At 63.4% G+C, this 25,988-nt stretch carries 20 protein-coding genes; 6 read left to right on the top strand and 14 right to left on the bottom strand.

Annotation, left to right across the window (positions count from 1 at the left end):
- Position 1: 1 nt before the first annotated feature.
- Positions 2-1,261, bottom strand: a complete 1,260-nt coding sequence (locus tag RAS12_RS17385; protein ID WP_306937488.1) for an aromatic ring-hydroxylating dioxygenase subunit alpha — start codon at positions 1,259-1,261, stop codon at positions 2-4.
- A gap of 213 nt (positions 1,262-1,474) precedes the next feature.
- Between RAS12_RS17385 and RAS12_RS17380 the strand changes: the two genes are divergently transcribed.
- Positions 1,475-2,380 (top strand): LysR family transcriptional regulator, encoded by a 906-nt coding sequence (locus RAS12_RS17380; RefSeq protein WP_306937487.1) that lies wholly within the window; start codon positions 1,475-1,477, stop codon positions 2,378-2,380.
- A gap of 7 nt (positions 2,381-2,387) precedes the next feature.
- On the opposite strand, the gene RAS12_RS17375 is transcribed toward RAS12_RS17380, so the two are convergent.
- From RAS12_RS17375 to uvrA, 3 genes are all read right to left on the bottom strand, one after another.
- The gene (locus tag RAS12_RS17375; protein ID WP_306937485.1) at positions 2,388-3,020 is read right to left on the bottom strand and encodes an aminotransferase class IV family protein; all 633 of its coding nucleotides are present in this window, start codon (positions 3,018-3,020) and stop codon (positions 2,388-2,390) included.
- Between the two features lie 77 nt (positions 3,021-3,097).
- A complete protein-coding gene (locus RAS12_RS17370; RefSeq protein ID WP_306937483.1) occupies positions 3,098-4,234 on the bottom strand; it encodes an aminodeoxychorismate synthase component I in 1,137 nt (378 codons plus the stop codon).
- Positions 4,235-4,236: 2 nt separating this feature from the next.
- On the bottom strand, positions 4,237-10,023 hold the full coding sequence (gene uvrA, locus RAS12_RS17365) for an excinuclease ABC subunit UvrA (protein ID WP_306937481.1): 5,787 nt from the start codon (positions 10,021-10,023) through the stop codon (positions 4,237-4,239).
- A 255-nt stretch (positions 10,024-10,278) separates the two neighbouring features.
- Between uvrA and RAS12_RS17360 the strand changes: the two genes are divergently transcribed.
- The 4 genes from RAS12_RS17360 to RAS12_RS17345 all read left to right on the top strand — a co-directional run bounded on the left by RAS12_RS17360 (position 10,279) and on the right by RAS12_RS17345 (position 13,032).
- The gene (locus tag RAS12_RS17360; RefSeq protein ID WP_306937480.1) at positions 10,279-11,064 is read left to right on the top strand and encodes an IclR family transcriptional regulator; all 786 of its coding nucleotides are present in this window, start codon (positions 10,279-10,281) and stop codon (positions 11,062-11,064) included.
- A 22-nt stretch (positions 11,065-11,086) separates the two neighbouring features.
- Positions 11,087-11,737: a bifunctional 4-hydroxy-2-oxoglutarate aldolase/2-dehydro-3-deoxy-phosphogluconate aldolase gene (locus RAS12_RS17355; protein ID WP_306937478.1), complete on the top strand. Its 651-nt coding sequence runs from the start codon at positions 11,087-11,089 to the stop codon at positions 11,735-11,737.
- Entirely contained in the window at positions 11,730-12,668 is a 939-nt protein-coding gene (locus RAS12_RS17350; protein WP_306937477.1) for a sugar kinase, read from the top strand. Before RAS12_RS17355 ends, RAS12_RS17350 begins: the two co-directional genes overlap by 8 nt.
- 235 nt (positions 12,669-12,903) lie before the next feature.
- Entirely contained in the window at positions 12,904-13,032 is a 129-nt protein-coding gene (locus RAS12_RS17345) for a hypothetical protein (RefSeq protein WP_006226408.1), read from the top strand.
- A 138-nt stretch (positions 13,033-13,170) separates the two neighbouring features.
- Here the strand turns inward: RAS12_RS17345 and RAS12_RS17340 are convergent, their stop codons facing one another.
- Positions 13,171-14,145 carry a LysR family transcriptional regulator gene (locus RAS12_RS17340; RefSeq protein WP_306937475.1) on the bottom strand — a complete coding sequence of 325 codons (975 nt, stop codon included), beginning with the start codon at positions 14,143-14,145 and terminating at the stop codon, positions 13,171-13,173.
- A 222-nt stretch (positions 14,146-14,367) separates the two neighbouring features.
- Here RAS12_RS17340 and RAS12_RS17335 point away from each other — a divergent pair, with 222 nt between their 5' ends.
- Complete coding sequence (locus RAS12_RS17335; RefSeq protein ID WP_306937472.1) at positions 14,368-15,303, top strand: glycosyltransferase family 2 protein; 936 nt, start codon at positions 14,368-14,370, stop codon at positions 15,301-15,303.
- A gap of 37 nt (positions 15,304-15,340) precedes the next feature.
- Here the strand turns inward: RAS12_RS17335 and RAS12_RS17330 are convergent, their stop codons facing one another.
- The 9 genes from RAS12_RS17330 to RAS12_RS17290 all read right to left on the bottom strand — a co-directional run bounded on the left by RAS12_RS17330 (position 15,341) and on the right by RAS12_RS17290 (position 25,985).
- Complete coding sequence (locus tag RAS12_RS17330) at positions 15,341-16,090, bottom strand: ABC transporter ATP-binding protein (protein ID WP_306951497.1); 750 nt, start codon at positions 16,088-16,090, stop codon at positions 15,341-15,343.
- Positions 16,090-17,886: a branched-chain amino acid ABC transporter ATP-binding protein/permease gene (locus RAS12_RS17325; RefSeq protein WP_306937470.1), complete on the bottom strand. Its 1,797-nt coding sequence runs from the start codon at positions 17,884-17,886 to the stop codon at positions 16,090-16,092. Before RAS12_RS17325 ends, RAS12_RS17330 begins: the two co-directional genes overlap by 1 nt.
- Entirely contained in the window at positions 17,883-18,923 is a 1,041-nt protein-coding gene (locus tag RAS12_RS17320) for a branched-chain amino acid ABC transporter permease (RefSeq protein ID WP_306937467.1), read from the bottom strand. Before RAS12_RS17320 ends, RAS12_RS17325 begins: the two co-directional genes overlap by 4 nt.
- A 94-nt stretch (positions 18,924-19,017) precedes the next feature.
- Complete coding sequence (locus tag RAS12_RS17315; RefSeq protein WP_306937465.1) at positions 19,018-20,169, bottom strand: ABC transporter substrate-binding protein; 1,152 nt, start codon at positions 20,167-20,169, stop codon at positions 19,018-19,020.
- A 187-nt stretch (positions 20,170-20,356) separates the two neighbouring features.
- Positions 20,357-21,085 carry an SDR family NAD(P)-dependent oxidoreductase gene (locus tag RAS12_RS17310; protein ID WP_306937463.1) on the bottom strand — a complete coding sequence of 243 codons (729 nt, stop codon included), beginning with the start codon at positions 21,083-21,085 and terminating at the stop codon, positions 20,357-20,359.
- Between the two features lie 33 nt (positions 21,086-21,118).
- Positions 21,119-21,904, bottom strand: a complete 786-nt coding sequence (locus tag RAS12_RS17305; RefSeq protein WP_306937462.1) for a cyclase family protein — start codon at positions 21,902-21,904, stop codon at positions 21,119-21,121.
- Between the two features lie 42 nt (positions 21,905-21,946).
- On the bottom strand, positions 21,947-23,188 hold the full coding sequence (locus RAS12_RS17300; RefSeq protein WP_306937460.1) for an SDR family NAD(P)-dependent oxidoreductase: 1,242 nt from the start codon (positions 23,186-23,188) through the stop codon (positions 21,947-21,949).
- Positions 23,185-24,354 carry a thiolase family protein gene (locus RAS12_RS17295; RefSeq protein ID WP_306937458.1) on the bottom strand — a complete coding sequence of 390 codons (1,170 nt, stop codon included), beginning with the start codon at positions 24,352-24,354 and terminating at the stop codon, positions 23,185-23,187. Before RAS12_RS17295 ends, RAS12_RS17300 begins: the two co-directional genes overlap by 4 nt.
- Positions 24,351-25,985: an AMP-binding protein gene (locus RAS12_RS17290; protein ID WP_306937456.1), complete on the bottom strand. Its 1,635-nt coding sequence runs from the start codon at positions 25,983-25,985 to the stop codon at positions 24,351-24,353. Before RAS12_RS17290 ends, RAS12_RS17295 begins: the two co-directional genes overlap by 4 nt.
- Between the last annotated feature and the right edge of the window lie 3 nt (positions 25,986-25,988).

Genomic DNA, 25,988 nt, shown 5'->3' with positions numbered 1-25,988 from the left:
GTCAGGCCTCCATCACTTGGCGCCAATACGCGTACATGCCGCGGATCAGCGTTTCGGTCACCATGTGATCCGTTTGCTCGGCCGTCTTGCCGCCCAGTTCCGCAACACTGCGATGCCAGGGTTTTTGCTCAAAACCCGATTGCGAAAACTCGATCACCTCGCCGTCGTCAGCCGAGACAAAACCGGCGGGACCAAACAAGTTGGCCTGGCGCAGGCGGCGTCGCGTCATTTCCGGGCTGTCGTCGGCAAAGCCGAAGTGCGTCCAGACGAAGTCAAAGGCGTCATGGCCTACGGGTTGGATATGGCGGGTGGATAGCGAATTCACCTGCTGTTGGATGATGACGCTGGGAAACAGCGTCATCAGCACTGCGGTGGGGCCGTTCCACCAAGGCTCTTGCACGATATCCAGAAAGCGGTCGTCGTTCAGCGACATCTGTTCCTTGAAGCTGGAAACGCCGCTGGTGACCGATGCCTTGCCGCCCTGGCCGCGAGTGGAAATCATGGCGGCGTGACGGAAATGGCGATCCATCTTCAACTCGGACCGATTGTCTGCGCGCCACAATCCAAAGGTGACAAACCAGGTGTGCAGCAGTCCGGGGTGGTAAGGATCTTTGATGTTCTCTTGCATCAGTTTCCAGTTGCCCGGAATGCGCTGACGGCTATAGCCGTGGATCACCAGCTGGCGGCCGTCGAACACGCGGTCGAAATAATGCAGGATGTCCGGGCCCAGGTAGTCTTCCAGCGGCTCGACATCGTGGTCGAAAGACGCGAAGACCACGCCGTTTCTACAGGCAACGGCCAGCTTGGTCAGGCCATGGTCTTCAGTCTTGAAGTCTGGCGGCATGCCGCCATTGACCTTGCCGTCCTGCTTCACGCCGCGCCGAAAAGGCACGCCGATCAGGTTGCCTTGCAGGTCGTAGTTCCACTGGTGATACGGGCAGACGAATTCGCTGCGATTGCCCGAGCGCTCGCGGCAGAATTGCACGCCGCGATGCGCACACACGTTTTCCACCACGCGCACCTGCCCGTCGCTGTCGCGCACCACAATGACGGACCGTTCGCCCACTGTCGTGCGCTTGAAGTCCCCCGGGTTGGGGATCTCGGCCTCCAGACCCACATAACTCCAGTGCGCCTGGTAGAAAAAGCGTTCCAGCTCGCGCTGATGCAAGGCGGCATCCGTGTAGACCCCGAAAGGAATGCGGTGTGAGCCTTCTTCCGGCCAGCGCGGAACGAAGTGGATGGGATGGTCCGGACCGTTCATGGGCGGCCACCCTGACTACAGGGCGTGGCAATACGATGCATGCAATGGCGCATGACGGGTCTCCTTGTTCCATCTGGCCGCGTCACGGCCGGGCAGAGCCAGCGCGACATGGGCGCGGGCGTTTGTTGCATCATCAGGCAGGCTGTGGAATAAATAAATAGAATCTGCTTGATGACATAAATCACCAAAATCAATATTGGTGGAGACAAACGCATGAACCTGAAAGACGTAGACCTGAATCTGCTGGTCGTCTTCAATGAGTTGCAAAAGCATGGCCGGGTGTCGGCCGTAGCGCAGAGCCTGGGCATTTCGCAACCCGGGGTCAGCAATGCGCTGGGCCGGTTGCGCAAGCTGCTGGGCGATGAGTTGTTTCTGCGCACGTCGCGCGGGATGGTGCCCACGCCTTACGCCGAGGCGCTGGCGCAACCTATCGCCGATGCGCTGGGCGCGTTGCACAGCACATTGAACGCCCGGAGCTCATTCGATCCGGCGCACAGCGCGCGTGCGTTTGTGATTGGCGTGAACGACGTGGGCGAAACCTACTTTCTGCCGCGCCTGATGCGGGCGCTGGATGACGCCGCGCCCGGCGTCACCATTCGCACGGTGCGCACCACGTCCATCGATGTGCGGGACGAGATGGAGCGCGGCCGCATGGACCTGGCCATGGGATTTCTACCGGGTTTGAAAAGCGGCTTTTTTCAGCGCCGGCTGTTCCGCCAGCCGTATGTGTGCATTTTCAGAAAGGACCACCCGCTGGCGCAGTCAGGCGTGTCTGCCAAACAGTTCCGCGTGGCCGAACATGTGGCGATCGTGTCGGAAGGCACGGGCCATGGCGTAGTAGACGAGGTAATAGAACGGGCCGGCATCCGCCGCCGCTTGCGGCTGACGGTGCCGCACTTCATGGCGGTGGGGCCGGTGCTGCAAGCCACCGACATGATCGCGGTGGTGCCACAGCGTTTTGCGGACTGCGCCTGTAAGCCCTTTGGGCTGGCGACCGCTCCGTGTCCGGTGAAGATTCCGGAATCGGTCATCAATGTGTTCTGGCATGCCCGCAACCACCGCGAACCCGCCAATCAATGGTTGCGGCAGGTCGTGGTGGACGAGTTCGCGGACCAGTAACCGCGGGTCAGGTTTCCCGCAGGTTGACCGGGAACCAGCCGCGCAGCGCGTTGGACAGGCGAATCTCGTCCGCAGCGTGCAAGTCGGCTAACGTCAGCACCCGTTCAGTGACGTGATCCAGGTCCAGCAGCTCGCTGCGTTGCACGCCAGGCAGGCAGCCGCTGTCCACGGGCGGGGTGTACCAGTCGCCGTCCAGGCGCAGATAGACATTGCTGCGGCTGCCTTCGCACAGTTCGCCGCGCTCGTTCAGGTAGAGCAGATCAAAGATATGCGGGTGAGCGGGCAGCCATTCGATCGTCTTGGTGTACCAGGGCCGATGCGTGGTTTTGAAGCGCAAGAGGGGTTCGGATGAGCGCAGGGCCTCGGGGGCGAGCATGACTTCCTGGTGCGCGGGCAAGGGCGGCAACATCGCGGTCTGGATATGCCGGCTGCCATCTCGCGCAACCAGCAGGCGCAGCCGGTGCGGGCCAGGCGTGGTCAGCCCCATCGCGGCAATCAGGATGTCGCCCTGCACGTCACGGCCGCCCCAGACATAACCGAGCGCTTTGCAAGACGCCTCCAGGCGCTTGAGATGGCGCGCCAGCAGCGGCACATTGCCTTCGGCATCGACCAGGATGGTCTCGATCAATTCGGGTTGCATGGGACTCTCCTGGGGTTGATGCTGCGGGACCGCGTTCTATGCTACTACCGCCGGCCGGGGATGGCGAAGGGCTTGGGTCAGGCGCGCAGGATTCGAGCCTTCCAGTGGCATTCCTGCCATTCTTCGGCGGGGTTTGAATCATGCACGATGCCGCCGCCGACGCTGTAGACGCCGTGGCCGGATTGGTCTAGCACCAGCGTGCGGATCGCGACGTTCAATGAGAAGTCGCCGTCCGGCGCCAGCCAGCCTACGCTGCCGCAGTACAGGCCGCGAGGCGCGGTTTCCATTTGGCGGATGCGGCGCATGGCGGCCACTTTGGGCGCGCCGGTAATGGAACCGCAGGGAAACAGCGCACGCAGTACGTCTTCCAGGCTGGCGTCCTCTGCCCGGGCCGACACCGTGGATGTCATGGTCCAGACGGTGGGGTAGCGTTCCAGCGAGAACAGCGCATCGACCTGGACCGAGCCTGGCTGGGCCAGCCGGCCCAGGTCGTTGCGCAGCAGATCCACGATCATCAGGTTTTCAGCGCGGTTTTTTTCGCTGGCCAGCAATTCCTGGCCCAGACGCTCGTCTTCGATCGGGTCCGGATGCCGCGGCGCGGTGCCTTTCATGGGGCGCGTCGTCAGACGCGGACCCTCGCGCCTGACAAAAAGCTCGGGTGAAAAAGACAGCACCGTCCGCGCGCCATCCTGGATGAATGCGCCGTGGGCCACAGGATTGCGGGCGGCAATGCGGCGATAGAGCGTGGCGGCATCGCCCTGGTATTGCAGATCCAGCGGTTGGGTGAAATTGACTTGATACAGCTCACCGTCACCGATCAACCCGCGAATGGCGTCGATCTGGCGCACATAGTCCGCCTCGGTCATGCGCGGGGCTGGGAGGCTGATGGCGGCGGGCGCGCAGCCGGCGTCCGGCGCGTCCCAAGGGGCTTCGTCGACTTTGCGCTCGAACACCAGCGCGGTCAGGCGGGCTTTGCCGTCATCGCGCGGCGGTGCCCAGGGTCCGGCGGGGGCAGGCTGCGTAGCTTCGGGCAACAACCACTCGCCCAGTTCGTAATCCAGCAACAGGGCGACCCAACGCCCCTGTTGCCGCGCGGCCTCAATTGCGGCCAACGCGGGCGCAACTTCCGAGGCGGCGCGCGCTTCGATCCGGGAGCAGAACCCCTCGAATCGCAGCGCGCGGCCCGCCAGCCGGTCTTCAAAACGACATTCCATGCTTATTGCTGCGGTTGATGTGCCAGGAATTCCGTCAGGACGCGCCCCGTGTGGGAGTGGTCAGCCAGGGTCATCACATGTTCCGGCGAGCCTTCGGCAACCAGCTGGCCGCCGCCCGTGCCGCCTTCGGGGCCCAGGTCCAGCAGCCAGTCGGCTTCGGCGATGACGTCCAGATTATGCTCGATCACAACGACGGTGTTGCCGGCTTCCACCAGACGGTGCAGCACATGGATCAGTTTTTCGACGTCAGCCATCGACAAACCCACGGTCGGTTCATCCAGCACGTACAGCGTGTGCGGGATGCGCGACGCGCGGCCGGTCTTGATCAATCCGTCGGTCAGGCGGGCCTTGGACAGCTCGGTTACCAGCTTGATGCGCTGGGCCTCGCCGCCCGACAGCGTGGGTGACGGCTGGCCCAGCGTCAGATAACCCAGGCCCACATCCTGCATCAGCTGCAAGGGTCGGTGAATCTTCGGGTGCGCCGCGAAGTAGCCAATGGCGTCGTCCACTTCCATGGACAGCAGCTCGCCGGCATTCTTGCCGCGCATCTGGATGCTGAGGGTGTCGTTGTTAAAGCGCGCGCCATTGCAGGCATCGCACGGCACCTTCACATCCGGCAGGAAGTTCATTTCGATGGTGCGCATGCCCTGGCCTTCGCAGATCGGGCAGCGTCCGTCGCCGGTGTTAAATGAGAAGCGCGCTGCCGTCCAGCCGCGCATGCGGGATTCCCGGGTGTCGGCAAATTGCTTGCGCACGTCATCCCAGAAGCCCACATAGGTGGCGGGGCACGAACGCGGCGTTTTGCCGATGGGGGTCTGGTCCACTTCCAGCACGCGGTCGATGGCTTCCCAGCCCTTGATGCTTTCGCAACCTGCCCAGCCCGGCGCCTTGCCTTGCGAGACGGCCTGCGACAGATTATCCAGCAGCACTTCACGCGCCAGGGTGGATTTTCCGGACCCGGACACGCCCGTCACCACACTCAAGCGCCCAACCGGGAACTTGGCGTCCACGCTGCGCAGATTGTGCAGACGGGCGCCACGGATCTCGATCATGGGGGTGTCGGCTTCGACCGCACGGCGTCCTTGCAGCGGATGTTGCAGCGGCGTTTTCAGGTAGCGGCCGGTGATGGATTCGGGGGCGTCCATCAGGTCTTGCACGGTGCCTTCAGCCACAACGCGGCCGCCTCGGATGCCCGCGCCGGGTCCGATGTCGATCACGTGCGAGGCGCGGCGGATCGTGTCTTCGTCATGTTCCACCACCACCAGCGTGTTGCCGTTTTCTTCCAGGCGGGCCAGCGCATTCAGCAGAATGCGGTTGTCGCGCGGGTGCAGGCCGATGGTGGGTTCGTCCAGCACGTAGCACACGCCCTGCAGGTTGGAACCCAGCTGCGCGGCCAGACGGATGCGCTGCGCTTCGCCGCCCGACAACGTGGGCGCGGCGCGGTCCAGGGCCAGATAATTCAGCCCCACTTCCTGCATGAAATTCAGGCGGCCTCGAATCTCCGTCAGGATGTCGCGGGCAATCTCGCCTTCGCGGCCGCGCGCCACCAGGCCAGTAAAGAAGGTGTGCGCGTCAGACACCGGCAGGGACGCCAGTTCGGCAATGGATTTGTCGCGCCACCGCACGGCGCGCGCGACGCGGTTCAGCCGTTGGCCATCGCACTGCGTGCATGCCTTGGCCTCGCCTTCATACCAGGCGTTCCAAGCGGTTTCTTCGCCGGTCTGCTCTTCGTCAAAGCCTTGCAATTGCAGGCCCGTGCCGAAGCAGCCCGTGCACCAGCCATGCTTGGAGTTGTACGAGAACAGGCGGGGGTCAGGTTCCGGAAAGCTGGTGCCGCAAGACGGGCAGGCGCGCTTGACCGAAAAGTGCTGTTGCTGCAATTCGCTGTTCAGCGCTTCGTGCAGTTTGTTCACCGGCCACACGACAGACATCACGCCCTGGCCATTTTCCAGCGCGCTCTTGACTGCGGCGCGCAGACCGGCCTCGTTGGCGGGGTCAACGACCACATCCGCCACCGGCAGTTCGATGGTGTGTTCTTTGTAGCGGTCCAGGCGCGGCCACGGCGCCACAGGAATGAACTCGCCATCCACGCGCAGATGCGAGTGGCCTTTGGAACCGGCCCACTTGGCCAGATCCGTGTAATAACCCTTGCGGGCCGTGACCAGCGGGGCCAGCAGGCCGATGTGTACGCCCTTGTGATCGCGCAGCAGGCGCGCCACGATCTGATCCGTGTTCTGCGGTTCTACTGCCACGTTGCAGTCCGGGCAGTATTGCGTGCCCAGCTTCACGTAGAGCAAACGCAGGAAATGATGGATTTCGGTCATGGTGGCCACGGTGGACTTGCGGCCTCCGCGGCTGGTGCGCTGTTCAATGGCGACCGTCGGCGGGATGCCGAAGATGGCGTCCACATCCGGCTTGCCCGCCGGCTGCACGATGGCGCGCGCGTACGCGTTCAGCGATTCCAGATAGCGGCGCTGCCCTTCGTTGAACAGAATATCGAAGGCCAGCGTGGACTTGCCCGAACCTGATACGCCCGTGATCACCGTGAACTTGTCGTGCGGAATTTCCACACTGATGTTCTTCAGGTTGTGTTCGCGCGCATTGCGGATTTCGATCGCCTTATTGCCTTGGCGGCGCGCACGCATCAGCGATTGCAGCGGGGTACCGGCGTCCGTGTCTGCGGTGGTGCCGTTGTACGTGGCGTCCGGTTCGGCGATGCGCGCCGTCAGGCCGGCCTGTTCAACTTCTTGCGCGTCGATGTCGCTCGTGACCACCACATCGGCGGGCAGAATGCTGACTTCGTAGTCGCGCAGCGCCGCGCCCGTGTGAGACTTGGGGTTGTCCATCAAATCTTGCGGCGTACCCACGCCCAGCACCAGACCGCCGGCATCTCCGCCGTCCGGGCCCAGATCGATCAGCCAGTCGGCTGCGCGGATGACGTCCAGATTGTGTTCGATGACCAGCAGCGTGTGGCCGGCGGCCAGCAGCTTGCGGAACGCGCGCATCAGCCGCGCCACGTCGTCGAAGTGCAGACCCGTGGTGGGTTCGTCGAACAGGAACAGGCTGCCCTTTTTGGCAACCTTGGCGGTGGAAATGCCGCTGCGCGCCGCTTCGGCCAGATGCCCGGCCAGTTTCAGGCGCTGCGCCTCGCCGCCCGACAGCGTCGGCACGGGCTGGCCCAGCCGCACATATTCCAGGCCCACATCGGCCAACGGGGCGAGGCCCGTTTGTACATCGCGCAGGCCCTTGAAGAAGTCCAGCGCTTCGCTCACCGTCATGGCCAGCACTTCGTCGATGGATGCGCTCTTGCCCAGATGTTCGACACGCACTTCCAGCACTTCGGGGCGGAAACGCTTGCCGTCGCAGTCCGGGCAGCGCAGGTACACGTCGGACAAGAACTGCATTTCCACGTGTTCAAAACCGGTGCCGCCGCAAGTCGGGCAGCGGCCGTCGCCACCGTTAAAACTGAACGTGCCGGCCGTGTAGGCGCGTTCGCGCGCAAGCGGGGCCTGAGCGAACAGCTTGCGGATGGCGTCAAAAGCGCCCACATAGCTGGCAGGGTTGGACCGCGCCGTCTTGCCGATAGGCGTCTGGTCCACCATGACGACGTCGGCGATCTGCTCGGCGCCCAGCAGGCGGTCGAACGCGCCCGGCGTTTCCGACGGCTTGCCCTTTTGCTTGAGCAGCGCGGGATACAGCACGTCTTGCACCAACGTGGATTTGCCCGAGCCGGACACGCCGGTCACGCAGACCAGCCTGCCCAACGGCAGTTCAACAGACACGTTCTTCAAATTGTGCGCATTCACGCCTTCCAGCAGCAGGCGCGGCGTGTTGGCGGCCACCGGCATGGGGCGAGGGGCTTCCACGCGCTGACGGCCGCCAAGATAGTCGCCCGTCAAGGTGTTGGCCGCGCGCAGTTGCGCAGGCGTGCCGTCAAAGACGATATAGCCGCCGCGTTCGCCAGGGCCGGGGCCGATATCGATGATGCGGTCGGCGGCCACCATGACCTGCGGATCGTGCTCCACCACGACCAGCGTGTTGCCGGCGTTGCGCAGCCGGTGCATGACTTCCACCACGCGATGCATGTCGCGAGGGTGCAGGCCAATCGAAGGTTCGTCGAGCACGAACAAGGTGTTCACCAGAGAGGTGCCCAGGGCCGTGGTCAGGTTGATCCGTTGCACTTCGCCGCCGGACAGCGTGCGACTCTGGCGGTCCAGCGTCAGATAACCCAAGCCCACGTCGCACAGAAACTTGAGCCGCGCGCGGACTTCCGTCATCAGCAGATCAGTGGCCGCGTCCAACGCGCCCGTGAATGACAGCTCGTCGAAGAAGCGCCGCACCCGTTCAATGGGCAGCAACATCACATCATGGATAGAGAGTCCGCCCAACGTGTTCAGCTGATCACGCGACCAGTTGGCGCCGACGGGCATGAAGCGCTTGTAGCGGCCATCTTCGGGCGGCAATACGGTGTCGGCTTCTTCTTTGGTGCCCAGGCGCCACAGCAACGCATCCGGTTTCAGGCGCGCGCCGTTGCAGGTGGGGCAGGGCGTATAGCTGCGGTATTTCGACAGCAGCACGCGCACGTGCATCTTGTAGGCCTTGGTTTCCAGCCAGTCGAAAAAGCGCTGCACGCCGTACCACTGGTGTTTCCAGGCGTCGTTTCCGCCCTTCCAGTCGGGCGTGCCGTACAGCACCCAGCGCTTGTGCTCTTCGCTCATCGCCTTCCAGGGCACGCCCAGCGGCACACCCGCGCGCGGGGCGTACTTTTGCAGCTCGTCCTGGCATTCCTTATAAGACGGCGTGGTCCAGGGCTTGATGGCCCCTTCAAGCAAGGTCTTGTTTTCGTCCGGGATGACCAGACCGAAGTCGATACCGATCACGCGGCCGAAGCCGCGGCAGGCTTCGCAGGCGCCCAGCGGTGAGTTGAACGAAAAGCTGCTGGGCAGCGGGTCGGTGTATTCGATATTGCAGTCGGCGCAGTGCAGGCGGTCGCTGTATTTCCAGATGCGCGAATTTTCACCTTCGTCGTTCATTACGTAGACGGCCAGGTGCCCGGCGCCCATGCGCAGCGCGGTGTCCAGCGCTTCCATTACGCGTTCGCGTTCGGTGCCGGCAAAACGGAAGCGGTCTTGAATGACGTGCAGAATGCGGCGCTCTTCGGCGGCGTCCTTGGCTGCTTTGCCTTTCTTGGCGCCCTTGGCGCCTTTGGCTGCGGTCGCGCGCGGGACGGCGGTTTCTTCGGCGTGCACGCGGGTGTAACCCTGCTGCTCGAGAAAGCCGCGCACTTCGTCTTCGGTGAAGTTGGCGGGCACGGCGATGGGAAACGTCACAACAAGACGCGGGTCGCCTGCGAAGGCGGCGCGTTCGGCCAGCGATTGATAGATGGAATCGGGCGTGTCGCGCCGCACCACCTTGCCGCAGCCACGGCAATACAGCCGTGCGCCGCGCGCGAACAATAATTTCAGGTGATCGTTCAGCTCGGTCATCGTGCCGACCGTGCTGCGCGAGCTGCGCACCGGATTGGTCTGGTCGATGGCGATGGCCGGCAGGATGCCTTCAATGCGGTCCACCTGCGGCTTGTCCATGCGGTCCAGGAACTGGCGCGCATAAGGCGAGAAGGTTTCCACGTACCGCCGCTGGCCCTCGGCGTACAGCGTGTCAAAGGCCAGCGAACTTTTGCCGGACCCTGATACGCCGGTCACGACGACCAACTCGCCAGTGGCGATGGTCAGATCCAGGTTCTTGAGATTGTTCTGGCGTGCGCCAACGATGCGAATTTGGGAGCTCATGGACGGTATCGTAGCCTGAGGATAGAGGCCTGCCCGAGCGACAACCGATCGCTGGTTCCGAGCGCGGCGATATGGAATAATTGCCTATATTGTGAGTCGCCTGTCCATAATATGGACAAACATAGGCTGACTAGCTGTACAAATAAACAGTATCGCAGATTCGTCTGATTTTCGCGCTAGCCGTCTTGCGCATTCTGCGAGTTCATTGCTACGGGTTCATTGTTCAAGGCTGATTGCCGTTAGTTGGGGACGTTCTTGCTGGAAACCAAGGTCGCGGGCGCTGCGGCGTTTGCCAAATTCATGACGGTGTTGCAGGCGGTGGCCGACGCTCCGGAACCGCCTACGGCGGCGCTGCTTGCGCGTAGCTGCGGTTACCCCCGTCCTACCGTGTACCGCATTGTGGCGGCGCTGGCCGAGCAAGGCATGGTGGCGGAAAGCGGCGGTGTTTACCGCCTGGGTACGCGCCTGATGTCGCTGGCCAGCCGGGCGTGGTCGCAATTCGACCTGCGCGCGGCCCTGGCGCCTGAACTTCAAACGCTGCGCGACGCTACCGGTGAAACCGTGCATCTGGCGGTACCGGCCGGCACTGAAATGATCTACATCGACAAACTCGAAAGCCCCGGCCCCGTCCGTATGGTGTCGCGGGTGGGTTCTTCGGTAGCGCTGCATTCCAGCGCGGTGGGCAAAGCCTATCTGGCCGCTTTGGACGAGCCCGCCCGCGAACGCCTGTTGCGCGGTTTGCCGCTGGACGCCCGTATGCCGGGCACGGTGACCAGCCTGCCCGCCTTGCGCGCGGTGCTGGCTGAAGCCGTGGCGCGGGGTTACGCCATGGACAACGAAGAAAATGAAGCCGGCATCGTCTGCTACGGCGTGGCGTTGTGCGACGCGGCTGGCCGGCCCGTGGCGGGCGTCAGCGTCAGCACGCTGCTGTTCCGGCGGCGCGACGATCCCCAAACCGCCTATATCGAACCTTTGCTGCGGCTGCGTGATGCCGCCGCAGCCAAACTTGCCGTCCTGCCGGTATCGTCCGGCGGCGTCTGACCGTCAGCCTCAGAGGAATTCCATGACCGCATCCGCTGCTCCCATCGCCTCCAAGCTTTCCGCCCTGCTGGCGGCCCGGGTCGTTCCCGTGTTGCGCTACACCGACGCGGCCACTGCCGCCTATGCCGCCGAAGTCGCCGTGGCGGCCGGTTGCACCACGCTGGAACTGACCTGGACGATTCCCGGCGTTACAGACTTGGTGCGTGCCCTGCGCGACAAGCACGGCGCCAGTCTGCTGCTGGGCGTGGGCACGGTGCTGGACGAAAGCCAGGCGCGTGAAGCGCTGGTGGCTGGCGCCGATTTCCTGGTGTCCCCGGCGCTAGCCACGGATATCGTCGATATGGCGCATGCCGCTGGGGCCTTGTGCCTGCTGGGCGCGTTCACGCCCACCGAAGTGCTGGCGGCCCGGCGCGCCGGCGTCGACGTGGTGAAGGTATTCCCCGCTGATACGGGCGGCCCCAAGCATCTGGCCGCGCTGAAGTCCGTTTACCCCGACACCATCTTCTGCCCCACAGGCGGCATTACCCAGGAAAACATGGGCACGTATTTCGCGGCGGGCGCGGGGCTGGTCGGCATCGGCAGCAATCTCTATGACAAGGCGGCATTTGCCGCGCGTGATACCGCCGCGCTGGTCGCGCAGATCACCCGCACCCGCGAGGCCGCCCATGGCTGATTTCGACATCGTCGCGCTGGGTGAGCCCCTGGTGGAGCTGAATCAGACCAGCAAAGACCAGCAGCAATACTTGCAAGGCTTTGGGGGCGATACGTCCAACGCGGTCATCGCCGCGGCTCGCCAGGGCGCGCGCTGCGCCTATCTGACCCGGGTGGGCAATGATGCGTTCGGCGCCCAATTTCTGGACTTATGGAAGTCTGAGGGCGTGGACACCTCGGGCGTGCAGGTGGACGACGATGCTCACACGGGGCTGTATTTTGTGCAGCACGGCCCCGACGGCCACGCGTTCAGCTATCTGCGCCGAGGCTCGGCCGCCAGTCTGATGACGCCCGCCACGTTGCACAGCGGTCTGATTGAACGCGCGAAATTCCTGCATGTGTCAGGCATCAGCATGGCGATCAGCACCAGCGCTTGCGACACGGTATTTGCTGCCATCGACCGCGCCCGGGCTGCGGGAACCCAGATCAGCCTGGATTCCAACCTGCGGCTGCGCTTGTGGCCGGTAGACCGCGCCCGCGCCATTTTGCGCGAGACCATGCGCGCTGCCGACCTGTTTCTGCCCAGCATGGATGACATGCAGCATTTGACGGGCAATGATGATCCGGAACGCACACTGGACTGGATACGGGATAGCGGCGCGGGGGGCGTGGTGGTGCTGAAGCTGGGCAAAGACGGTTCAATCATTGACGATGGCCGGACCCGTGTCGCCGTCGGCGCGCTGCGTGTAGACGCGGTAGATGCCACGGGCGCTGGGGATTGCTTCGCGGGCAGCCTGTTGGCGCGCCGCTGCCTGGGCGACTCCTGGGAGGATGCCGTGCGCTACGCCAATGTGGCGGCAGCGTTGTCCACGCTGGGTTACGGCGCGGTAGATCCGCTGCCGCGTGCCGAACAGGTGCAGGAACGCTTGAAAAACACGGCTGCTGGCACATAGGCGTGGAATAAAGCGGGTCTGGCGCGGCACGCAGGCGCGCTGGGGACTATGATGGGTCAATCTGTCCCGCATTATTGCCTCGCGTCGGCTGTTGGGTAGAGCAGGTCTCTTTTCCCTGCCTTTGGCGCGGTCTTTGGATTTCAGGCTAAAATGCCAAGTTATCCGAATTTTTCCGCCAGCCCGAATTCCGGTTGTGCGGTCACCTTTTTTCCGCAAATTCAACAGGAGAATCAACATGGCTGAACGCAAACGCGTGCGTCGTAACACCCTGGAACGCCGTTGCTTGGGCAAGGCTTTCAAGCGCTTGTTCGTCAAGTCGCCCAAGGGTGTTTTCAAGATGCTGGAAAAGATCAAGCGCGTCTAATTGACGTGTGGCCGGGGTTCGCCCAGGCCTGATCTGAAAAATCCCCGCAAGGCGCAAGCCTTTAAGCGGGGATTTTTCTTTGGCGGGGATTTTTCTTTAGTGGGCGGGCAATGGCTTACGGGTTTTGCGTGGAACCCATCAGGCAGGCTGCGCCGGCCCGAGCTTAGGCAGGATGAAATCCATGAAAGCCCGCGTTTTTGCCGGTTGGATGCTCGACGGATACACCACGTAGATCGAGATCGGGTCCACCGACCAGCCCGGCAGCACGCGCTTGAGCGAATTGCGCTTGATGATGGGGTCCAGCGCCTGACAGTGCGGCATGCGTGTGATGGCCAGATCCAGACCGGCCAGGGTGCCCGCAATGCTCATGTTGTTGGCCGCCAGATGGCCGCTGACCGGCACGCGTTCGCTGTGAGCGCCTTTGTGCAGGGTCCAGTGCGAATGCGCGTCGTCGATCGTGGTGCGCAGGCATTGATGCTGCGTTAAATCAGACGGTGTCTTGGGTTCGCCGTGGCGCTCAAGGTAGCGGTCGGACGCATACAGATAGTTGTCCAGAGACACCAGTTCCTGCACCACCGTGCCATTGCTGCGCGTAAGGGCCGTGCCGGCGGCATTGCCGTTGCCGGTATCGATGTCGGACAGCGGATAGTCGGTATTACGTCCAAAGCGCAGCACCACATCGAACGGCGTGCCTTGCGCGTCGGACGCGGTCATCATGCTCAGGTCAAATTCGCACTCGACTTCCGGGTAACGGTCGGTGAAGTCATTGATGGTTTCCGGCAGCAGCCAGATGGCCAGGCTGTAGGGCATGGATACCCGCAGGTTGCCGGACGGGCCGCCCGATAGCGACTGCAATTGTTCGTGCGCCAGCCGCGCTTCGTCAATCAGGCCCTGACAGCGGCGCATATAGGCCGCGCCAGCTTCGGTCAGGTCCAGCCGCCGCGTATTGCGGTTGATCAGCCGCAAACCAATGGCGCGCTCCAATTCGTTGATGCGGCGCGACAGCGTAGACGTGGGCATGTCCAGGGCGCGCGCCGCCAGGCTGAAGCTCTTGCGCTTGGCAACCTCTACGAACAAGGCAATGTCATTGAGCTGAACAGTCGAGGCTTCCATATACATTCCGAATTTGGCCGCCCGAGTTTACGCCACTACCGCTGGCGGTCCATGCCCGGAAATCGCTGCCGCGAGGCAAAAAAAGCACGTCTTGTCAGATTTGATTGCAAATTTGAATGCCATGCCATCGGTTAGCACAGGCATATCCCCTACACTTCAGGCGAAAACATAAAGACCAAGACCGCAGCGGTTGCATGAAGATCGCAAAGGGGCAAAGCAGGCATGACCGATACACCAGTCTTTTTCACCGTTCTGACGCCCACCTATAACCGGGCGGGCACGTTGCACCGGGTGTACGAATCTCTTTCCCAGCAAACATTCAGAGATTTTGAATGGGTGGTGGTGGACGATGGTTCCACCGACAATACCCACGAATCCATACTGGATTGGCAGACTCGCGCCGATTTTCCGATCCGCTATGTCTGGCAGAACAACCAGCACAAGAAGACGGCCTTCAATCGCGGCGTGCGCGAAGCGCAAGGCCAGATGATTGTCGGGCTGGACAGCGACGACGAAATGCCGCCGGATGCGTTGGCCACGTTCAAAGACGCCTGGGACAGCATTCCGCCGGGCCGGCGTGACTCCTATGTTGCGATAACCGGTCTGTGCGCGCGGCCTGACGGCAGCATCGTGGGCGACCGCTATCCGCAAGACGTGTTCGACAGCACGGCCGTCGACGTCTATTTCCGCTACCGCATCAAAGGCGAGAAATTCGGCTGTATGCGCACTGACATCCTTCGGAAGTATCCCTTCCCGGAAGATGTGGCGGGTTTTGTGCCGGAAAGCCTGGTCTGGTGGGCGATAGCGCGCGCAGGCTACCTGAGCCGTTTCATCAATCGCGTGGTGCGTACCTATCACGACACGCCGGGCGGTTTGAGCCAGGGCGCAGTGTCCGTGGCCAGCAATGCTCAAGGCCTTTATCTGCTGGCTTGGGACATGCTGCAACACCACCTGGAATTCTTCCGCTACCGGCCGCGTGAATTCATCATGGCTGCGGCCCGCTACACGCGCTTCCGGTTGCACCTGAAGCATTCCGGCGTGCCAACCGCTGTGCAGGCCTACAAGCTGACCAACCCTATGGCGACCTTCATGGTCGCGGCCATGTGGCCGTTGGGGTATGCGCTGTATCGCCGCGACAGGCGGCGCGGCGTGGCCTGACGCGCGCTGCGCGGCAGGCCAGGTCTGAATCTGCGGTTTACACGGGCGCCGCTGCCGGCGCTCCGTGCCCCAGTCCCAAATACACCTCGACCACACGCGGGTCCACCGCCACTTCGGGCGCGGGGCCTTCCAGCGTTACGGCGCCCGTCTCCAGCACATAGGCGTAGTCGGCCACTTGCAGCGCCGCCCGTGCGTTTTGTTCGATGAGCAGGATGGACACGCCCATATCGCGCAGGCGCGCCACGATGCGGAACACCTCGCGCACAATGCGCGGGGCCAGCCCCAGGCTGGGTTCATCCAGCATCAGCAGCCGGGGTTTGGCCATCAGCGCGCGGCCCACAGCCAGCATCTGGCGTTCACCGCCGGATAAGGTGCCGGCCAGTTGGGCGTGGCGTTCTTTCAGACGCGGAAAGAGTTCGTAGACCTCGGCCAAGGTTTTGTCCTGGTCGCGCACGCCGGTACGAAAGCGATGAAATGCGCCCAGCATCAAGTTGTCTTGTACCGTCATTTCGGCAAAGAGCTCGCGCTTTTCGGGCACAAGATTCATACCCGCGGCGACCATTTCTTCGATCTCGGCATGTTCCTGCTGCTTGCCGCCAAACACGATCTGGCCGCTTGACGGCAGCACGCCCATGATGGCGGACAGCAGGGTGGTTTTGCCGGCGCCATTCGGGCCGATCACGGTCACGATCTGGCCTTCGCCCACTTTCAGGCTGACGCCCGAGATGGCCTCGACCTTGTCGTAGGCCACGCGCAGGTCGCGTACTTCCAGCAGTGTCGCGCTCATCATTCGTCCACTCCGCCCAGATAGGCTTCCAGCACTGCGGGGTTGTGTTGAATCTCTGCGGGTAGGCCTTCAGCGATTTTCTCGCCGAAGTCCATCACCACAACGCGATCCACCAGCCCCATCACGAAGTCCATGTCGTGCTCAACCAGCAGAATTGCCATGCCTTCTGCACGCAGCTTCTTCAGCAGCTCGGCCAGCTCGCATTTTTCCTGATATCGCAACCCGGCCGCCGGTTCGTCCAGCAGCAGGATGCAGGGATCGGACGCCAGTGCGCGCGCAATCTCCAGAATGCGCTGCTGGCCCAAGGCCAGCGAACCGGCTTCATCATGCAGATGTTTGCCCAGGCCAACGCGTTCAACCTGACGGGCCGCTTCGGCCAAGAGACGCGCTTCTTCGGGGCGGTCCAGGCGCCAAGCTGCGGGCATGACTCCCCGGTGCCCTCGCAAGTGCGCGCCGATGGCCACGTTTTCCAGCACGCTCATGCGGCCCAGCAGGCGCACGTGCTGGAAGGTGCGCGACAGGCCCAGCCGCGCAATATTGCGCGCGCCGGAACCTGCCACGGGTTGTCCCAGCAGTGTCACGGTCCCCGACGTGGGTGTGTCTACGCCGGAGATCTGGTTGAACATCGTGCTCTTGCCGGCGCCATTGGGGCCGATCAGCGCCAGGATTTCGCCGGCACGGATTTCCAGGTTCATGGCGTTGTTGGCCACCAGCCCGCCGAACTTGCGTGTCACGTCCACAGCCTTCAGCACTACCTCGCCGCGCGGCGGCATGGGTTTTTTGGGCAGAGGCTCGGCGTCCATGTCCAGTTTGCGCGCTTGCTTCTTGACTGGAATCCAGCGGGTCAGCACCGGCCACAAGCCGCTGCGGGCGCGATGCAGCAGCAGCACCATGCCGAAGCCAAACACAATGACTTCGAAGTTGCCGGTTTGGCCCAGCACCTTGGGCAGCCAGTCTTGCAGCCATTGCTTGAGCACGGTGAATACGCCCGCGCCGACGAGCGCGCCCCAGACCTGACCCGCGCCGCCGATGACGGTCATGAACAGGTATTCGATGCCCATTTGCAGGCCGAACGGATTGGGGTTCACAAACCGCTGCATGTGCGCGTACAGCCAGCCCGACGCGCATGCCTGCAACGCGGCGATGACGAAGATCACCATCCGCGAACGCGCAGTGTTCACGCCCATGGATTCGGCCATGACGCGGCCGCCCTTGAGCGCCCTGATGGCGCGGCCTTCACGGGAGTCCAGCAGGTTCTGCGTGGACCATACCGCGATCAGCAGAAACGCCCAGATCAGGTAATAAATGTGGCCGCCCTGGTTCAGCGACCAGCCGAACAGACTGATGGCTGGAATATCCGGGATGCCCGTGTGGCCGCCCAGGCCTTCCATGGAGCCGAACGCGAAGTAGAGCGACAGGCCCCAGGCAATGGTGCCCAGCGGCAGAAAATGGCCTGATAGTTTCAAGGTGATCGCGCCCAGCAGGTACGCAATCACAAGCGTCAGCGCCAGGCCAGCCAGTAAAGTCAGCCACGGCGATGTGCCCAGCCACGCCAGCCACGACGGCAGCGTGTCGGCGCGTGTGGTCAGGATCGCGGTGGTGTAGGCGCCCACGCCTACAAAGGCGGCTTGCCCAAAGCTCGTCAGCCCGCCCACGCCCGTCAGCAGAACCAGACCGAGCGCTACCAGTGCATAAAGACCGATGTAGTTCAGCAGCGTGACGTAGAAAGGCGGCAGGGCCAATGGACCCAGCGCCAGCAGCGCCAGGAATGCGAAGAGGATATAGCGCGGGTTCATTCGTCTTCTTCCTCGACGTGATGGCTTTTCAGCGAGCGCCAGAGCAGCACGGGGATGATCAGCGTAAACACAATGATTTCTTTGTAGGCGCTGGCCCAGAATGACGAAAAAGCTTCGATCAGGCCGACCAGAATGGCACCCGCGGCTGCCAGCGGATAACTGACCAGACCGCCGATGATGGCGCCCACAAACCCTTTCAGGCTGACCATGAATCCCGAATCAAAATACATGGTGGTAATGGGCGCGATCAAAATTCCAGATACCGTGCCGATCAGCGCCGCTAGAAAGAACGTGGCTCGGCCGGCGAAAATGGGGGAAATGCCCATCAACCGCGCGCCCAGCCGGTTGAAAGCGGCAGCGCGCAAGGCCTTGCCGTACATGGAGCGTTCAAAGAACTGATAAAGCACCACGATCAGCACGGCTGACACGGCCACCACCCACAGCGCCTGGCTGTTGATGTTGATGGGGCCGAGCGCCAAGCTGGCGTCGCTGAACGGCGCAGTGCGGGCGCCCTCGGCGCCGAATGCCAGCAGACCCAACCCTACCAGCGCCAGGTGTACGGCGATGGAAACGATCAGCAGCACCAGCGTCGATGCCGACGCGATGGGCTGGTAGAACAATCGATACAGCTGCGGGCCCATGGGCACCACCAGCAACAAGGTCAACAGCGCCTGCACGGCCATCGGCAATTGCGCCAGCGGCAGTTTGTAGAGCAGGGCGGCAATTACCAGCGGGTAGATGACCTTGGCCGCGATACGCCACAGACCGCGCGCGCGGCCGGGTCGTTTGGCGCGCGCAATCAGGTCGGCGGCGGCTTCGGCCAGTGCAAAGGCCAGCAGCAGCCAGACCAGCAGCACCGGACGTCCAGCCTGGATGGCGGCCATGGTCAGCGCGCCAAAGGCGACGAATTCACCCTGGGGGATGAACAGCACACGGGTAACGGTAAAGACCAGCAGGATCGACAACGCCAAGAGCGCGTAAATGGCGCCGTTGGTGATGCCGTCCTGTCCAAGAATCAGGGCGATCTGAGCATTCATGCGAAATTCCGACAGAGACGGGAAACGCTGGACCGGCAAAGCGCCGGTCCACGTCACGCGAACGGCTGATGCCGCCCGCGTGACGTTCACGGCTTTACTTGACCAGCGTCCAGTTGCCGTCCTTGACGGTGATGAGTTCACGGCCGCGGTCGTCGAACCCGCTATGGTCGGCTGCGCTCATGTTGTAGACGCCTTGGGTGCCGACCAGCTCCTTGGTTTGTTCCAGCGCATCGCGCAAGGCGCTGCGGAACTCCTTGGTGCCCGGTTTGCCGGCCTTCTCGGCCAGCGGCACGGCCTTTTCCAGCAGCAGGCCCGCGTCATAGACGTTGGCGCCGAAGGTGGCGGGCTTGGAACCGTTGAGCTTTTCGTAGGCGGCGATGTAGTCGGTCGCGACCTTCTTGGACGGATTGCTGTCCGGCATTTCCGGCAGCACCAGCATCAGGCTGGCTGCCAGCACGGTGCCTTCGACCTTCTTGCCGCCCAGCTTCAGGAAGTCGGGCAGGGCTGCGCCGTGGGTCTGATAGAACTTGCCCTTGTAGCCCTGATCGAACAACGTGGTTTGCGGCAACACGCTCGCAGCGCCAGGGGCGGCGACGAGCACGGCGTCCGGCTTGGCGGCCAGAATCTTCAGCGCCTGGCCCGTGACCGAGCTGTCAAAGCGCAGATAGCGTTCATTGGCAGTGACCTTGATGCCCTTTTCGGTAGCCAGCGCCGTGAACACCTTGGACCAGTTTTCGCCGTACGGATCATTCAGGCCGATGAATCCCACCGTCTTGATGCCGGTCTTGACCATGTGATCCACCAGAGCGCGAGCAATGATGTCGTCGTTCTGCGTGGTCTTGAACACCCACTTTTTCTGTTCGTTCATGGGCAGCACGACCGCTGCCGTGCCTACGGGCGCCAGCATCGGCACACCGGCTTCGGCGGCAAACTGAATCACGCCCATGGCGTTGGGCGAACCCGACGGGCCGATCAGCGCGTCCACGTTTTGTTCCGAGATCAGCTTCTTGAACGCCGTGACCGAGTTGGTGGAATCGCTGGCGTCATCCAGCGAAATGTATTCCACCGTCAGGTCGCCGATCTTCTTGGGCAGAAGCGGCACGGTGTTCTTTTGCGGAATCCCGACCAGCGCGGTGGGGCCGGTGGACGAGGTCACGACACCAACCTTGACCTGGGCCAGGGCGGGCAGAGCGAACAGAGCGGCGACGGCGGCGGCCGCGGCCAGGGGGAGTTTCTTCGACAGCATGGCAAAACCTCCGGATAGGGGGCAGAGTGGGAGTGCGGCTGGAAAGCGGAGAAAACAGGGAACTGCGCAGGGAACAGCGGGAATTACTTGTTGCTTAAAATTTATATAAGGCAAGGATCAGCACTGTAGACCCGGTCCCCTGTGCTTACCTATCCGTCAAAACCCGAAGCGGGCGGATCAATCCCGGTCAGATGGTGATGGAGCTGACGCTGGCGCCGCCACAGACAAACAGGGTCTGCCCGGTGACGAAGCTGTTGGCAGGATCGGAGAAGAACATGACAGCGCGCGCCACATCGTCCGAACGGCCCAGGCGCTTGACCGGGATGCCGTTGGCCAATTGCTTTTCGCGTTCGCTGCCCGGTTCAATGACTTCGTAGAACATATCCGTCTGGATCGGCCCGGGGGCCACCACGTTGACCGTGATGCCGTAGGGTGCAAGTTCCAGAGACCACGTACGGGCCATGCCGACCATGCCGGCCTTGGTGGCCGAATAGGCGGTGCGCGTGGGCAGCCCCAGCGCGCCCCGGGACGACATCATGACGATGCGGCCAAACTGGCGTTCCTGCATGCCGGGCAACGCTGCCTGGACCAGACTGATCGCCGCGCCCAGGTGGATTTGCGTCAGGCCATGCAGTTCTTCCTGCGTGACTTGCGGCAGCAGGTTGGGCCAGATGACTCCCGCGTTGTGGATAACGTGGCTGATCGGAAACCGCGCTGCGGCCTCCGCGCCAGCCTGGGCGGTGGCGTTCGCATCCAGCAGGTCGACCTGCATATTGTGCAGGCGCGGGTGGCTGAAGTCGGCTGCGCGCCGCGCCATCGAAATCACCTCGTACCCCGCTTCCAGCATGCTGCGGCAGATTTCTGCGCCGATGCCGGCGCTGCCGCCGGTGACAAGCGCAACATTCGTATGCGTCATGGTTTCCCCTGTTCGTGGTTATCGTGGGGCCGCTCAGGCCTTGGGCGCCAGCGCCAGCACGCGCAAGGGGCTGCCCGAACCGCTGCGGATCTTCAGCGGCGCCGAAAAAATTACCGCGCCGGTGGGTGGCAACTGATCCAGATTGGTCAGGCACTGCAAGCCGTAGCGGTTGTTGCCGTGCATGTAGTAGTGGCAGGGGTAGGGCGGGTTCAGGTGGTGGGCCTGGCCGGCATCGGTGCCGACGGATTCGGTTCCAAAGCCATGCACGTCGCGTTCCTTGATCAGCCACGGCACTACATCGGCGTCGGGTCCGGGCGAGTGCGCGCCGTCGTCCTGCATGTTCAGGTATTCGGCGGGCTTGGCGCGCTTGGACCAGTCGGTGCGCATCAGCACCCAGGAACGGGCAGGGATGCGGCCGTGCTGCTCTTCCCACTTCTTTACGAAATCGATGGTCAGCAGGAAGTCGGGGTTGTCGCGGGCTTCGGCCGAACAGTCGATAACGCAGGCGCTGGCAATGAAGGCATCGATGGGAATGGTGTCCACCGTGTTGTCGGGCAGGTCCTTGCCCGTCACCCAGTGGGCGGGCGCATCGAAGTGCGTGCCCGTGTGTTCCGAGCACGAGAAGTTGTTCCAATACCAAGCCGGGCCGCGCTCGTCATAGCGCGAGATTTCCTCGATGCGGAACGGCCAGGCTTGGCCGAACTCGGGAGGCAGCACGATAGTGGGAAATTCCGGTGTCAGCGTTTCGGTCAGGTCTACCAGACCGATGCGTCCGGACACGAGTTCCGACATGAATTGGGCAAGAATGTTCTGGCTCATGCTGTTGCTCCTCTTGGTTCGTATGTATGCGGAATCGGGCCGTCAGGCGCCCAGTTCCCGTTCCAGTCCCTTGGGGTTTTCCGCCAATCTGGCGCGGAACTCCTGCGCGGCGTCGCCCACGTAGACGTCTTCGATCCCGTCTTTCAGCGCGCGCACGATGGCGGCGGCAATCGCCGCAGGCGCGACCCGTGGGGGCGGGGTGAGCTGTTCCCATTCATGGTCGACCGGGCCGGGGAACACGTTCACCACCCGCACGCCCGCGCTGCGCATCTCGGCGCGCAGGCATTGGGCCAGCGACAGGGCGGCGGCCTTGGATGCCGACCACATGCCGCGCGACGGCAGGTTCATGTGCGCGTAAATCGACAGCACGTTGACCCAGGCGGTAGCGCTGTTCACGCCGTCCGCAGCGCGGCCGCACAGCGCCGGACCGAAGCTCTGGGCCAGACGCATCAGCCCCAGCACGTTCACGTCCATGGCGTCGCGGGCGGTGTTTACGTCCTTGCGGTTCAGCAGACCGCCTTCGCGTTCAAGGTCCGCCGTGTTCACCAGGATCTCGACCATGCCGCCAATGGATGCCGCCACGCGTTCGACGGAATCAGTGTCGGTCACGTTCAGCGTCACCGTTTGCACACGCGGATCGGCCGCCAGCGCATCAAAGGCCGCATCGCGCTTCCAGGCTTGCGGATCACCCAGGAATACCGTGGGGCAACCGGCATCCAACAGGGCGCGCGCAACCGCGAGGCCCACGGCCGACTTACCGTCCGTGACCAGCGCACGGCGAAACTTTGGATCGCACGAGGTCTCGCGCAGCGTCTTGTCGTCTTCCATATTCGGCGTATTCCTTTCAGGCAGGGCGATCATGACGGCTTGGCCGCTACGGTCCAGTTTCAGTGTCAGACGTACGCGTGCGCGATCCGTGCAGTCCTGGTGGATGTGCGCCACGACAGAGGGGCCAGCATCCATGCGTACCGTGCCCACTCGCCAGGGCAGGCGTTCGCGGAAGTACAGATCGTTGCTGTGATGCAAGGTGGTGCTGACCAGCAGCACGCCGCAAGGATCGGCGGCGCGCCAGGGCAAGTGTTCGGACAGGCAGTGGCCGCAGACTTCGCGGGGGGGATACTGCACGGCGCCGCAATCGGCGCAGGTTTGCAAGTCGAAGCGGCCTTCGGCGGCAGCGGCAGTCAGCCCCAAGGCGCTGCGGCTGCGCCAGCCGGGCGGCAGCGTAGGCTGCCGGGTACGCGCAACCGGGTTCTTGCGGGGCGGTTTGGCTAGCGGCTCGGTCATGCGTCGCTCCTTGCCAGAATGGCGGCGGCGGTGCACAGCCCCCGGTCGTAATTGATCATGCCAAAACCGCTGACCATGCCTACGCGAGCATCCGCGACCTGCGTGCCGCCGGCGGTGCCGCTCAGTTGGCGCAACGCTTCGATCAGGCCCAGATAGCCGCCTGCGGCGCCAGCTTGGCCTACCGACAACTGGCCACCGTTGGTGTTGAAGGGAAAGCTGCCGTCCACCGTGAAGGTGTTGTTCCGCACGAAGTCCGGCGCGCTGCCTTTTTCGCAGAAACCCAAGTCTTCGATCTGCATCAGGTTGATGACGGGGTAATCGTCATAGGCCTGCAGGAAGTCCATGTCAGCGGGGGCGGCGTTGGCTTGGCCATACAGTTCGTCCACATCCATGGTCCAGCCGCCGCGTGTCTGGATGGGGTCGTCGATCCAGGCGTTGTGGCGTTCGATGGTGGACAGAATGCGGGCGTAGGGCAGCTTCAGCGCCCGCGCCCGGTCTTCGCTCATGACCAGGAACCCGTCGGCGCCCGCGCAAGGCATCACGCAGTCGAACAAATGGATCGGGTCGGTGATGACGCGGGCATCCAGGTACTGGGCGAGTGTCAGCGGCTTTTTCATGAGCGCATGGGGATAGCGCAGGGCGTTGTCGCGCTGCGCTACGCACAGTTTTCCGAAGTCTTCCCGCGTGGCGCCGGTGGTTCGCATGTAGTTCGCGGTCAACAGCGCGAAACTGGCGTTGGGGCCGCCCGCGCCATAGGGGTAGACAGCGTCCTGCGCAAAACGCGAAAACTGGCTGACCGTGTTGCGGAACGAGTCCACGTGGTTGGTGTCGCCTGCAATGCAGGCCACGATATTCGCATCGCCTGCCTGCACGGCGCGGGCGGCACGGCGTAGCGCGGCAACGCCGCTGGCGCCGCCCATGGGAATGTGGTCCAGCCAGCGCGGGCTCATGCCCAGGTGCTGGACCAGTCCCACGGCGGTATCCGGCGCCAGGGTGAAGCTGGACACGCACAGGCCGTCTACGTCCGTCTTCGCCACGCCCGACTGCCGGATCAGCGCGCCCAGCGCGCGGCCCAGCCACCAGTGGGCGGCGTGTGTCGAATAGCGCTCGTAGGGAATGGTGACGGGCAAGGCCGCCACAACGCCGTCGTAAGCTTTTCGCGTCATCGCGCTGGCTCCTGGCGTTTCTTCATGGAATTGGTATCCACGCAGCGAGCCGTGCCGGGCAGGGTTGGTGCCAGCGTCTTCATCTCGCCGCGCTGAATCTTGTTGGTGGTGGTCAGCGGCAGGCTATCCACGAAGGCGACATAACCTGGCGCCTTGTAATAGGCCAGCTGTTCCAGGCTCCATTGGACGATGCTGCGCGCGGCCTCGGCCAGGCCAGCGTCATCAGCGGGCAGGGTTTCCGCCACCACGCAGGCCAGGACCTCGTCCCCGCGCACGGGATCGGGCACGGCGGCCACGGCCACGGCTTTCACGAGCGGATGCTGCATCAGCACGCTTTCCACTTCCACGGCCGAAATGTTCTCGCCGCTGCGGCGGATCACGTTCTTTTTACGGTCGACAAAGCGCAGGGCGCCATCGGCTTCGCGGCGCACGATGTCGCCCGTATGGAACCAGCCGTCCTGCCAGGCTTCGTTGGTGGCGGCTTCATCTTTCAGGTAACCGGCAAAGAAGCCGTAGCGCGGATCGTCCCCCGCATGGCGCACGAGCAGTTCGCCGTGTTCGCCGGCGGCGGCGGGCGCGCCTGCGTCCGTCACGATACGCACGTCCACATCGTCTTCTTCGCGGCCGAAGCTGCTGGTGCCAATGTAGCGGGGTTCCTGATTGGCGATGATGACGGCGCCCGCGCCGGTCTCTGTCATGGCCCAGGCTTCCAGCAAGGGGAAGCCGAAACGTTCTTCAAATGGCGCATGCAGCTTGCGGTCCACACCTGCGCCAAAACCAAAGCGGATGGCGGGTTGCCGGTCGCCATCGGATGCAGGCGTTTTCATCAAAATGGCGGGCATTACGCCCAGATAATGCAGCACAGTGGCGCCGGACTCCCGCACGCTGTTCCACCAGGTTTTGGGGTGGAAGCGGTCCAGCGGGATCAGGCAGCCGCCTGTCAGCATCATCGCCATGGCCGAATACGCCATGGCATTCATATGCACCAGCGGCAGCGGCGTCAGCATCCGCTCCTGGCCGGGTCGCAGTGCTGCCAGGCCGCCAATACGGGCGTACCAGCCGCCTGCGTGCAAAAAATAGCGATTGGGCAAGATGCAGCCCTTGGGTCGTCCGGTGGTGCCGGACGTATAGAGCAGGGCGCATTCGGTCAGCTCATCAGGCAGGACGCCGGCCAGCGGTGCGGGCGACGGCGCAGCAGGCGGCGCATCGTCCGGCCCCATGACGCGCAAGCTGCGGCCTGCGCGTGCAGCGGCGGCCAGCAGGTCCGCATGGCGTTCGGGCAACGCCACGGCCAGCGCAATCTCCGAGTGGCCGGTCAGGTATTCCAGTTCCGCGGCACGCAGGTCGGGATTGATCGGCACGACAGATACGCCCAACGCGTTCAGTGCAAACCAGTGCAGAAAAAAGGCCGGGCGGTTTTCCAGCAGCAGCCCGGCGCGGTGGCCGTGGCCGTAACCCGCGCTGGCATAAGCGGCGCGCAGTGTCTCGATGGCGTCAGCCGCCTGGGCGTAGGATGTCTCGCCCGCCGCTATGCCATAGACGTTGGCGGTTTCGGGCAGGATGCACAGAAAGGGCTGGGCGCCGTGACGGGACGCGGTGTCGAGAAAAGCCTGATGGACGGTGGTGCTCACAAG

It is taken from the genome of Achromobacter seleniivolatilans, assembly GCF_030864005.1.
GTDB lineage: Bacteria > Pseudomonadota > Gammaproteobacteria > Burkholderiales > Burkholderiaceae_B > Achromobacter > Achromobacter seleniivolatilans.
Note: the sequence above shows the minus strand (reverse complement) of the source record. Positions and strands in the feature narration are given on the sequence as shown.

Excerpts from the sequence above, each read along its gene's own strand:
- RAS12_RS17385 (WP_306937488.1), bottom strand. The coding sequence starts at position 1,261 with ATGAACGGTCCGGACCATCCCATCCACTTCGTTCCGCGCTGGCCGGAA.
- RAS12_RS17380 (WP_306937487.1), top strand. The coding sequence starts at position 1,475 with ATGAACCTGAAAGACGTAGACCTGAATCTGCTGGTCGTCTTCAATGAG.
- RAS12_RS17375 (WP_306937485.1), bottom strand. The coding sequence starts at position 3,020 with ATGCAACCCGAATTGATCGAGACCATCCTGGTCGATGCCGAAGGCAAT.
- RAS12_RS17370 (WP_306937483.1), bottom strand. The coding sequence starts at position 4,234 with ATGGAATGTCGTTTTGAAGACCGGCTGGCGGGCCGCGCGCTGCGATTC.
- uvrA (WP_306937481.1), bottom strand. The coding sequence starts at position 10,023 with ATGAGCTCCCAAATTCGCATCGTTGGCGCACGCCAGAACAATCTCAAG.
- RAS12_RS17355 (WP_306937478.1), top strand. The coding sequence starts at position 11,087 with ATGACCGCATCCGCTGCTCCCATCGCCTCCAAGCTTTCCGCCCTGCTG.
- RAS12_RS17350 (WP_306937477.1), top strand. The coding sequence starts at position 11,730 with ATGGCTGATTTCGACATCGTCGCGCTGGGTGAGCCCCTGGTGGAGCTG.
- RAS12_RS17345 (WP_006226408.1), top strand. The coding sequence starts at position 12,904 with ATGGCTGAACGCAAACGCGTGCGTCGTAACACCCTGGAACGCCGTTGC.
- RAS12_RS17340 (WP_306937475.1), bottom strand. The coding sequence starts at position 14,145 with ATGGAAGCCTCGACTGTTCAGCTCAATGACATTGCCTTGTTCGTAGAG.
- RAS12_RS17335 (WP_306937472.1), top strand. The coding sequence starts at position 14,368 with ATGACCGATACACCAGTCTTTTTCACCGTTCTGACGCCCACCTATAAC.
- RAS12_RS17330 (WP_306951497.1), bottom strand. The coding sequence starts at position 16,090 with ATGAGCGCGACACTGCTGGAAGTACGCGACCTGCGCGTGGCCTACGAC.
- RAS12_RS17325 (WP_306937470.1), bottom strand. The coding sequence starts at position 17,886 with ATGAACCCGCGCTATATCCTCTTCGCATTCCTGGCGCTGCTGGCGCTG.
- RAS12_RS17320 (WP_306937467.1), bottom strand. The coding sequence starts at position 18,923 with ATGAATGCTCAGATCGCCCTGATTCTTGGACAGGACGGCATCACCAAC.
- RAS12_RS17315 (WP_306937465.1), bottom strand. The coding sequence starts at position 20,169 with ATGCTGTCGAAGAAACTCCCCCTGGCCGCGGCCGCCGCCGTCGCCGCT.
- RAS12_RS17310 (WP_306937463.1), bottom strand. The coding sequence starts at position 21,085 with ATGACGCATACGAATGTTGCGCTTGTCACCGGCGGCAGCGCCGGCATC.
- RAS12_RS17305 (WP_306937462.1), bottom strand. The coding sequence starts at position 21,904 with ATGAGCCAGAACATTCTTGCCCAATTCATGTCGGAACTCGTGTCCGGA.
- RAS12_RS17300 (WP_306937460.1), bottom strand. The coding sequence starts at position 23,188 with ATGACCGAGCCGCTAGCCAAACCGCCCCGCAAGAACCCGGTTGCGCGT.
- RAS12_RS17295 (WP_306937458.1), bottom strand. The coding sequence starts at position 24,354 with ATGACGCGAAAAGCTTACGACGGCGTTGTGGCGGCCTTGCCCGTCACC.